Annotated in this window: 8 protein-coding genes; 2 read left to right on the forward strand and 6 right to left on the reverse strand. The window is 74.1% G+C overall.

All coding sequences use genetic code 11. The features are described from left to right. Window positions 1-3 precede the first annotated feature (3 nt). The 5 genes from I6A81_RS20020 to I6A81_RS20040 all read right to left on the reverse strand — a co-directional run bounded on the left by I6A81_RS20020 (window position 4) and on the right by I6A81_RS20040 (window position 5,780). Complete coding sequence (locus I6A81_RS20020) at window positions 4-969, reverse strand: ABC transporter ATP-binding protein (protein WP_407661339.1); 966 nt, start codon at window positions 967-969, stop codon at window positions 4-6. 86 nt (window positions 970-1,055) lie between these two features. Further along, window positions 1,056-1,910 carry an ATP-binding cassette domain-containing protein gene (locus I6A81_RS20025; RefSeq protein ID WP_203000515.1) on the reverse strand — a complete coding sequence of 285 codons (855 nt, stop codon included), beginning with the start codon at window positions 1,908-1,910 and terminating at the stop codon, window positions 1,056-1,058. Beyond that, window positions 1,903-3,024 carry an ABC transporter permease gene (locus I6A81_RS20030; RefSeq protein WP_238428387.1) on the reverse strand — a complete coding sequence of 374 codons (1,122 nt, stop codon included), beginning with the start codon at window positions 3,022-3,024 and terminating at the stop codon, window positions 1,903-1,905. Before I6A81_RS20030 ends, I6A81_RS20025 begins: the two co-directional genes overlap by 8 nt. Further along, window positions 3,021-3,971 (reverse strand): ABC transporter permease, encoded by a 951-nt coding sequence (locus tag I6A81_RS20035; protein ID WP_203000517.1) that lies wholly within the window; start codon window positions 3,969-3,971, stop codon window positions 3,021-3,023. The genes I6A81_RS20030 and I6A81_RS20035 overlap by 4 nt, the downstream gene beginning before the upstream one ends. A gap of 249 nt (window positions 3,972-4,220) precedes the next feature. Beyond that, window positions 4,221-5,780, reverse strand: coding sequence for an ABC transporter substrate-binding protein (locus I6A81_RS20040; protein WP_203000519.1), 1,560 nt, complete (start codon window positions 5,778-5,780; stop codon window positions 4,221-4,223). Here I6A81_RS20040 and I6A81_RS20045 point away from each other — a divergent pair. Next, complete coding sequence (locus I6A81_RS20045; protein ID WP_203000521.1) at window positions 5,779-6,120, forward strand: hypothetical protein; 342 nt, start codon at window positions 5,779-5,781, stop codon at window positions 6,118-6,120. The two genes, I6A81_RS20040 and I6A81_RS20045, sit on opposite strands and share 2 nt — an antisense overlap. Window positions 6,121-6,240: 120 nt before the next feature. Here I6A81_RS20045 and I6A81_RS45000 read toward each other — a convergent pair whose 3' ends face one another. Then, the gene (locus I6A81_RS45000) at window positions 6,241-6,369 is read right to left on the reverse strand and encodes a hypothetical protein (RefSeq protein ID WP_285222600.1); all 129 of its coding nucleotides are present in this window, start codon (window positions 6,367-6,369) and stop codon (window positions 6,241-6,243) included. A 471-nt stretch (window positions 6,370-6,840) separates the two neighbouring features. On the opposite strand from I6A81_RS45000, the gene I6A81_RS20050 reads away from it, so the two are divergent. Then, window positions 6,841-8,034: an LLM class flavin-dependent oxidoreductase gene (locus tag I6A81_RS20050; protein WP_203000523.1), complete on the forward strand. Its 1,194-nt coding sequence runs from the start codon at window positions 6,841-6,843 to the stop codon at window positions 8,032-8,034. Window positions 8,035-8,249: the final 215 nt, after the last annotated feature.

The raw sequence follows: 8,249 nt of genomic DNA on the forward strand, positions 1-8,249 counted from the left end.
GCTTCAGCCGGAGGCCGCGCCCTCGGGACTCGTGTCGGGGCCTTGACCCGGAGTGGGCTCGAGCGGGCTCGCCGGACCGGGGAGCCGAGGCACGGCGGCGAGCAGCGTCCGCGTGTAGGGATGGGCCGGGTTTGCCAGGACCTGGGCGGTGGGGCCCTGCTCGACGAACTCGCCGGCGCGCATCACCGCGACCTGGTCGCACAGCCGCGCCACCACGCCCAGGTCGTGGGACACGAGGATCAGACTCAGCTGACTGGCGATGGTCAGCTCGGCCAGCAGGTCGAGGATCTGCGCCCGTACGGAGACGTCCAGGGCGCTGACCGGCTCGTCGCCGACCAGCACGCGCGGGCGGGGCGCGAGCGCCCGGGCGATCGCGATCCGTTGCCGCTGGCCGCCGGAGAACTCGTGCGGGTAGCGGCCGCGTACCTCCGTGGGGAGGTCGACCGCGCGCAGGACCTCGTCCACCCGCGCGTCGTGGTCCTCCGCGACCCGCAGGCACTCCAGCGGCTCGGCGACGATCGCGCCGACCGTCAGCCGCGGGTTCAGCGAGGCGACCGGGTCCTGGAGGACCACCTGGACGTCGCGGCGCAGCCAGCGCAGGTCGCGTGGCCGGCCGGCGCGGACCAGCCGGCCGCGGTAGCGCACCGTGCCGGCGTCGGGCCGGTCGAGCCCGAGCAGCAGCCGCACCAGCGTCGACTTGCCGGAGCCGGACTCACCGACGATCCCGAGGCTCGCGCCGGCGGGCAGCGTCAGCGTGACGCCACGCACGGCCTGCCGGGACGCGTGCCGGGAGGCCCGGCCGGCCCGCTTCCCGTCGCCCGGCTGGCCGCCGGAACCCGCGTCCGGATGACCCGGCCCGCGCCGGGCGGCGCGCGGCAGCGGGAACGACCGTGACAGCCCGGTGACCTCGAACGCCGCCTCCGCCGCCGCGCGCGCGGAACCAGGGTCCGACCGACCGGCCGCGTCCACCTCCCGGCGCGTCGACGCCGCCGCCGCGCGGGGAGCCGGGCGGGTACGAGCGATCTCGGCGGGCCGGTCCGGCTGGGTGGAGTGGGTCATGGGCGCGCCGCCTCGGGAGTGAACGGGCTGGTCACGTCGCGACCGGGCGCCGGCGGCCAGGCCGTGGCGTGGGCGGCGGCGAGCAGCGCCTGGGCGTACGGGTGACGGGGGTGGCGCAGCACGTCGCCCGTGGCGCCGGACTCCACCAGCCGGCCCGCCCGCATCACCTCGACGCGCTGGGTGACGGTCGCGACGACCGCCAGGTCGTGGGTGATGAACAGCAGGGCCGCGCCGGTCTCGTCGACCAGCCGGGTCAGCAGCGCGAGGATCTCCGCCTGCACGGTGACGTCGAGGGCGGTCGTCGGTTCGTCGGCGAGGATCAGCGACGGCTGGCAGGCGAGCGCGACCGCGAGCCCGACCCGTTGGCGCTGCCCGCCGGAGAGCTGGTGCGGGTAGGCGCGGACCAGCCGCTCCGGGTCGGGCAGCCCGACCCGCTCGGCCAGCTCGACGGCGGCCGCGTCGGCGGCCCGCCGGGACAGCCCACGGTGGATGCGCAGCGGCTCGCCGATCTGCCGGCCGACCCGCATCAGCGGATTCAGCGCCGTCAGCGGCTCCTGGAAGACCATGGCGACCTCGTCGCCCCGGATCTTCGACATCTCCCGGTCCGTGCGGCCGAGAAGCTCGTGGCCGGCGAGCCGGATGCTTCCGCTGACCGTAGCCGCGTCGGGCAGCAGCCCGAGGACCGCGAGCGCGGTCAGCGACTTGCCCGAGCCGGACTCGCCGATCAGCCCTACCCGCTCGCCCGCGTCCACGTGGAAACCGACGCCGTCGACGACCGGTGCCCCACCGATCCGTACCCGCAGGTCGCTGACCTCCAGCAGCGGACCACCGGCGCTCGTGGATTCACTCATCGAACACATCCAGCGGGCCGAGCCTCTTCGCGCCGAGCGCCGTGGAATCGAGCGTCGTGGAATCGAGCGTCTTCGGGCCCCGGGTCTCAGAAACGAACGCGTCGGCGAGCGTCACGGGAGCGGGCGTCGCCGGGCCGGGCGGTACGGGGTCGGCCACGGCCAGCTCGGGGTCGACCGGGCCGGAGCCCGCCGGCGGTCCGCCAGGTGTCGCCGCGGCCAGCGTCGCCGGGCCGGGCGTGGCGCGGGCCGGGTAGCGCAGGCGGGGGTCGGCGGCCTCGCGCAGGCCGTCGCCGAGCAGGTTGAAACCGAGGACGGTCAGCACGACGGCGAGGCCGGGCCAGAGCAGTACCAGCGGGCGCAGCGTCAGGTAGGGCTGCAGCTCGTGCAGGCTGCGCCCCCACGACGGCCGCGGCGACGGGGTGCCGAGCCCCAGGTAGGACAGCGCCGCCTCGGTCAGCACGACGATCCCGGCCATCAGCGACAGCTGGATGTACAGCGTCGGGGTGATGTTCGGCAGCAGGTGGCGGCGGATGATCCGCCACGTGCCGGCGCCGGCGGCACGGGCGGCGAGCACGTAGTCGCTGGCCAGCACCCGGCGGATCTCGCCGCGGGTGACCCGGGCGACCTGCACGCCGAGGCCGAGCCCGAGTGCCACCAGGATCGTCCACGCGCGGCCGGGATACACGGCCGCCAGCACCAGCGCGATCAGCAGCGGCGGGAACGCGATGAGGACGTCGAGGAGGTGGGCCACGCCCTCGCCGACCGGCCTCGAGGTCACGGTCGCGAGCAGCGCGAGCGCCAGCCCGACCACGGCGGCGAGCGCCGTCGCGCCGACGGCGACGAACAGCGTGACCTGGGCGCCGGCGAGCAGCTGGCTGAACAGGTCGCGGCCGAGCCGGTCCGCGCCCAGCCAGTGCCGCCCCGACATGGGCGCCCAGGAGTCCTCGGTGCTGACCTTCGTCGGGTCGTACGGCGTCCACACCAGCGACACCAGCGCCGCGACGACGATCAGGCTCGACAGCGCGGCGCCGAGCCGGCCGGACCGCGTCCGCAGCACCGCCCGCGCCGTCGTCACCGCGCCCGCCCCGAACGGGCGCGTGCCAGGCCGGCTCATCGCGCCTCCCGCAGCCGGGGGTCGAGCAGCCGGTGCCCCAGGTCGACCAGGAAGCCGATGACGAGCACCGCGACCGTCACGAGCAGGACCGTGCCCTGCACCTTCACCAGGTCGCGGTTGCCGACGTCGGCGATGAGCATCTGGCCGAGGCCCGGCAGCGTGAACACGTTCTCGATCACCACCGCGCCCAGCAGCAGGCTCGCGAACTCCAGCCCCAGCACGGACAGGACGGGCAGGGCCGCGTTGCGCGCCCCGTGACGCAGCAGCGCCCGGCCCTCCGTCAGCCCCTTCGCCCGGGCCGTGCGGATGTAGTCGGCGTGCAGCACCTCCAGCGTCGCCGAGCGGGCGAACCGCAGCAGCACGGCGCCCTGCAGCAGTGCCAGGGTGACCACCGGCAGCACCAGCGAGCGGACGGCGGCGGCCGGGTCGGCCCAGCCGTCGCGCGGGAAGCCGCCCGCGGGCAGCAGCCGCCACTGGACGGCGACCAGCGTCGTGAGCATCAGGCCGACCCAGAAGCTCGGCACCGCGATCCCCAGCTGGCCGGCGACGGACAGCGCGTGCCCGGCCGGGCTCCGGTGCCGGGAGCCGGCGAGGATCCCCAGCGGCACGCCGACCAGGACGGCGAGCAGGCTCGCGCCGGCGACCAGCGGCAGGGTGACGGTGAGCTTCTCGCCGAGCTGGCCGGACACCGAGACGCCGTTGAGCGCCGACGTGCCGAAGTCGCCCCGCAGCACGCCTCCCAGCCAGCTGAGGTACTGCTCGGCCAACGGCCGGTCGACGCCGAGCTCGTGGCGGATCCGCTCGACCTGCTCCGGCGTCGCCCGCGTCCCCGCGATCACCTGCGCGACGTCGCCGGGCAGCAGCCGCAGCAGCAGGAAGACGAGCACGCTCGCCACCAGCAGCGACAGCGCCAGCAGCCCGAACCGGCGCAGCAGGATCAGCGCCATCGCGGGCTCCTCGGCCCGGCCCGGTGTCCGGCGCCGCCGAGCGGCTCGTCGCCGACCGACTTGTCGCCGGCCAGCCCGTGGCCCGCGGCGGTCGGCGCCCGCCGAGCGCCGGCCGGGCACGACGGCCCGGTCGGCGCCCGCCGATTCTTGAGCGGTCTGGTCACGACTGAACCTTTTCCGTCGCCGGTTCGCTGTCGAGATCTCCAGGCACTCCAGGACGGCCACCGAGTCCGGTGAGACGGAAAAGGTTCACAGGGTGACGACGATCTTCGACGCGTCGAAGCGCGACGAGGTGTTGTTCTCCGGGTAGCCGCTGATGCCGGTCCTCGCGACCTGGATGGACTCGCCGAGGAGCAGCCAGTCGCTGACCGCCTTCTCGGAGACGAGCCGGGCGAGCGCCTTGAAGTTGGTGTCGCGCTCGGCGTCGGTCGTCGCGGTCACCGCCGCCTGGTAGAGCCGCTGCGCCTCGGGGTCGTTGTAGCCCCAGTAGTAGTTCGTCTTCGCGTAGTTGCCGAGGTCGCGCGGTTCGGCGTGGTCGACCAGGCTGAGGTCGTAGTCGTGGTTCGTGAAGACGTCGGTCAGCCAGGTCGGGAACTCGACCGAGCGGATCGTGACGTTGACCCCGATCTCCTCGAGCTGCGAGACGATGTACTCGGAGATGGTGCTCGGGTAGATGTTCGGGACTGTCAGCGTCAGGTCCAGCCCGGAGGCAAAACCGGCGTCGGCGAGCAGCTTCTTCGCGTTCTCCGGGTTGTACTTGTCGATGCTGGTCAGGTCCTCGTACCAGGGGTCGAGCGGCGGGACGTCGCTGCCGATCCGGATGCCCTGGCCAAAGGTCTTGAGGAGCCCGTCCTTGTCGATGCCCTGCCGGATCGCGTGGCGGACCCGCTCGTCGGACAGCGGCGCCTTGGCGTTGTTGAACCCGAGCGTGAACTTGTCGGTCGTCGAGCCCTTGACGATCGTGAAGTTCGGGTCGCCCTCGTAGGCGTCGAGCAGGTCGCTGTCCAGGATCGCGCCGATGTCGACCTGGCCCGTCTTCACCGCGTTGTTCTGCGCGTTCACGTCGGTGATGTAGCGGAAGACGACCTCGGCGACGCCGGCCTGGTCGCCCCAGTAGCTGTCGTTACGGACCAGCGTGATGCTGTCGCCGTGCTTCCAGGAGTCGAACGTGAACGGCCCGGTGCCGACCGCGGTCTCGGCGAGGTCCGTCGCGCCGTCCTTGAGCACGGCGCCGGCCGGGCCGGTCAGCCAGAAGGTGAAGTTCGCGTCGCGGCTCTTCAGCTTCAGCACGACGGTCTTCGGGTCGGGTGAGGTGACCGACTCGAGCGAGGCGAAGTCGCCGGCGTTCGGGTTCGTCGAGCCGGGAGCGATGACCTTGGAGAGCGACGCGACGACGTCCGAGGCCGTCAGCGGGGTGCCGTCGTGGAACGTGACCCCGTCGCGCAGCGTGAAGGTGTAGGTCAGCCCGTCGTCGGAGAGCTTGTACTCGCTGGCGAGCTTCGGGGTGATGTTCCCCTCGTCGTCGCGCTCCAGCAGTCCCTGGTAGACGTTGTTGAGCAGCACCTGCGCGATGGCGACGCCGGAGCCCGTGGTGATGTCGAGCGTGCTCGGCTCGAGGACCAGGCCGACGACGACCGTGGCGTTCGGGTCGGCCGTTCCGCCGCCGACGGCGCCGGCCGGGTCGTCGCTCGCCGCGTCACCCCCGCAGGCGGCGAGGACCAGCCCGGCGGCCGCCGCGACGGCGGTCAGCGCCAGCCTTCCTCGCCGGCGGCGTGCTCCCAGCCTCAGCGTGGGTGGTCGGACCTTCATGGTCGTGGTGCTCCTTGGACTCGTCAGGAAGCCGGAAGTGGGCGTTGCCGGCTGGCTGGGGCTGGGACTGTGGAACGGGCGCGTCGGCGAGCCGGTCGGCGAGGCCGCCGTGCTCAACCGGCCGGCGCGGAATGACCGTCGCCGCGAGTGGTTCGTCGGGAGTGGTTCGTCAGGAGTGGGCCGACGGGAACGGGTCGATGGGAAAGGGCTGACGGTGGAAATGAACACGTTCCGGCGCCATCGAAAAAAGGGCATGACAAAACCCGTCGTTCTCGGCGGCCCCCGCTCGGTGTCGGCGTCAGGGAATACCGGGGCGGAGGCCGCGCCGCCGAACGGGTGACCCGAAGTCAGGGAGCGGCGGCGTCCTGGGCCGCGGCCTTTCGGGGTGACCGCCTGGCGCGCCGCCACAGGCCGCCCCGGGGATCGGAGGGCGACGTACGCGGCCCCGGACGGGGCCGCGTCAGCTACAGAGGCGGCTGGCGACCCTCATCAGATCCACCGCGCGCCGGCTGGTCAGCGGGACCGTGACCAGCGCCGATCCCCAGCCGGACGGCCGGGCGTGGCGGCGGGAGACAGGCGTCGGCTGCATGGCGCGCAGCGTACCCCACATTCCCTACTGACGTAGTTTCTTTAATGCAACCTGGCTGTAGCGATCCGCGTTCGCGGGCGCGTCGGGTGACGGTATGCGCGCGTTACCTGGGCACGGTCATTTTCGAGTAACAGTTGCGCAGCATCAATGCAGCGATTGCCGCGGCGGTTGACGTGAGTTGTGTGCCGGTGCGACGCTCGTCGAGCTGGGCCGCCGACCGCTGGTCGCGGCCGCTCCGGAAACTCGGCCGGTGCCCCGTGGTGCTTTCCGCGTACCCGGGAAAGCGCGGGGAGCCGACCGTCCGGGCTTTGCCGCTCCGTCGGCGCCGGTCACGAGATCCGGTTACCAGGTCCATTCACGAGCCATACCTGTTCCCGCCGCCAGCCTGCCCCGCCGGCGCGCCCCGCCCGCCAGGCGAACCGTCGGGCGGGCGCGCGGCCGGCCGCCCGAGACGAAGGAGAACCCCGCGCCGTGCCCCTGCACCTGCACTGGTACCTGCCGACCAACGGCGACGACCGGGGCATCGTCGGTTCGGGTGACGGGGAGCCCCGCCACGGCGCCGAGGGCGCGGTCCGGTACTCGCGGTTTCGCGCGCCGACCGTCGGCTACCTCGGGCAGATCGCCCGCGCCGCCGAGCAACTCGGCTACGAGGCGGTGCTCACCCCGACCGGGCTGTGGTGCGAGGACGCCTGGATCGTCACCGCGGCGCTGTCCCAGGTCACCACCCGGCTGCGGTTCCTCGTCGCGTTCCGGCCGGGACTGATCTCCCCGACGCTGGCCGCCCATCAGGCGGCCACGTTCCAGCGGGTGTCCGACGGCCGGCTGGTGCTCAACATCGTCACCGGCGGCGACTCGGCCGAGCAGCGCCGGCTCGGTGACCATCTCGACCACGACCAGCGCTACGCCCGCGCGGACGAGTTCCTGGCGGTGCTGCGCGGCGTCGCCGGCGCCCGGCCGGCCTTCGACTTCACCGGCGCGCACTACGACGTCCGGGACGCGAGCGTCGACGTCGCCCCCTGGGGACCGCCGCCGGTCTTCTTCGGTGGCGCGAGCCCCGCGGCCGAGCGGGTCGCCGCCCGGCACGCCGACGTCTACCTGGCCTGGGGGGAGACCCCGGCCCAGATCGCCGAGCGGCTCGGCCGGATGCGCGAGCTCGCGGCCGCGGCCGGGCGAGAACGGGACCTGAGCTTCGGCATCCGCTTCCACGTGATCAGCAGGGACACCGCCGCCGAGGCGTGGGCCGAGGCCGAGCGGCTGCTCGACGGCCTCGACGACGCCCGGATCGCCGCCCACCAGGCGGTCTTCGCCGCCAGCGAGTCGGTGGGGCAGCGGCGGATGGCCGCGCTGCACGGCGGTGACCGCTCCCGGCTCGAGGTCCACCCGAACGTCTGGGCCGGCTACGGGCTGGTCCGCGGCGGCGGCGGCACCGCGATCGTCGGCAGCCACGAGCAGGTCGCCGAGCGGATCGAGGAGTACCACGCGCTCGGCCTGGACCACTTCATCCTCTCCGGCCAGCCGCACCTGGAGGAGGCCTACCACCTGGCCGAGGGCGCGGCGGTCCTGCTGCGCGCCCGGGGCCTGCTGGCGCCGCCCGCGCCCGCGCCCGCGGCCCTGCCCGGCCCGCCGGCGCCACCGATCCCATCTGTCGCCGCGCCGGCCGGGTGACCGGCGGCGCGGCTCGCGGCCGTAGCCGACCGTTCGTCCGCTTCCGACGACCCTACGAGGAGACAGTGACCATGGCCACGACCAGCGCGGTCAGCGATGACGCGACGCGGGCTCTCGGGCCCGCGGCCCACGCGGCCGGCGCCGCCTCGCCCGGGGCCCCCCCCCCCGCCCCCCGGCCCCCCCGGGCGCCCGCCCCCCCCGCCCGCCCGGGGGGG

Origin of the sequence: Frankia nepalensis (assembly GCF_016786325.1) — a bacterium.
In the GTDB taxonomy this organism is placed as follows: domain Bacteria; phylum Actinomycetota; class Actinomycetes; order Frankiales; family Frankiaceae; genus Pseudofrankia; species Pseudofrankia nepalensis.

What these genes read in the sequence shown, in the direction of transcription:
- I6A81_RS20025 (WP_203000515.1), bottom strand. Translation starts at nt 1,910, where the DNA reads ATGAGTGAATCCACGAGCGCCGGTGGTCCGCTGCTGGAGGTCAGCGAC.
- I6A81_RS20030 (WP_238428387.1), bottom strand. Translation starts at nt 3,024, where the DNA reads ATGAGCCGGCCTGGCACGCGCCCGTTCGGGGCGGGCGCGGTGACGACG.
- I6A81_RS20035 (WP_203000517.1), bottom strand. Translation starts at nt 3,971, where the DNA reads ATGGCGCTGATCCTGCTGCGCCGGTTCGGGCTGCTGGCGCTGTCGCTG.
- I6A81_RS20045 (WP_203000521.1), top strand. Translation starts at nt 5,779, where the DNA reads ATGGTCGTGGTGCTCCTTGGACTCGTCAGGAAGCCGGAAGTGGGCGTT.
- I6A81_RS20040 (WP_203000519.1), bottom strand. Translation starts at nt 5,780, where the DNA reads ATGAAGGTCCGACCACCCACGCTGAGGCTGGGAGCACGCCGCCGGCGA.
- I6A81_RS45000 (WP_285222600.1), bottom strand. Translation starts at nt 6,369, where the DNA reads ATGCAGCCGACGCCTGTCTCCCGCCGCCACGCCCGGCCGTCCGGCTGG.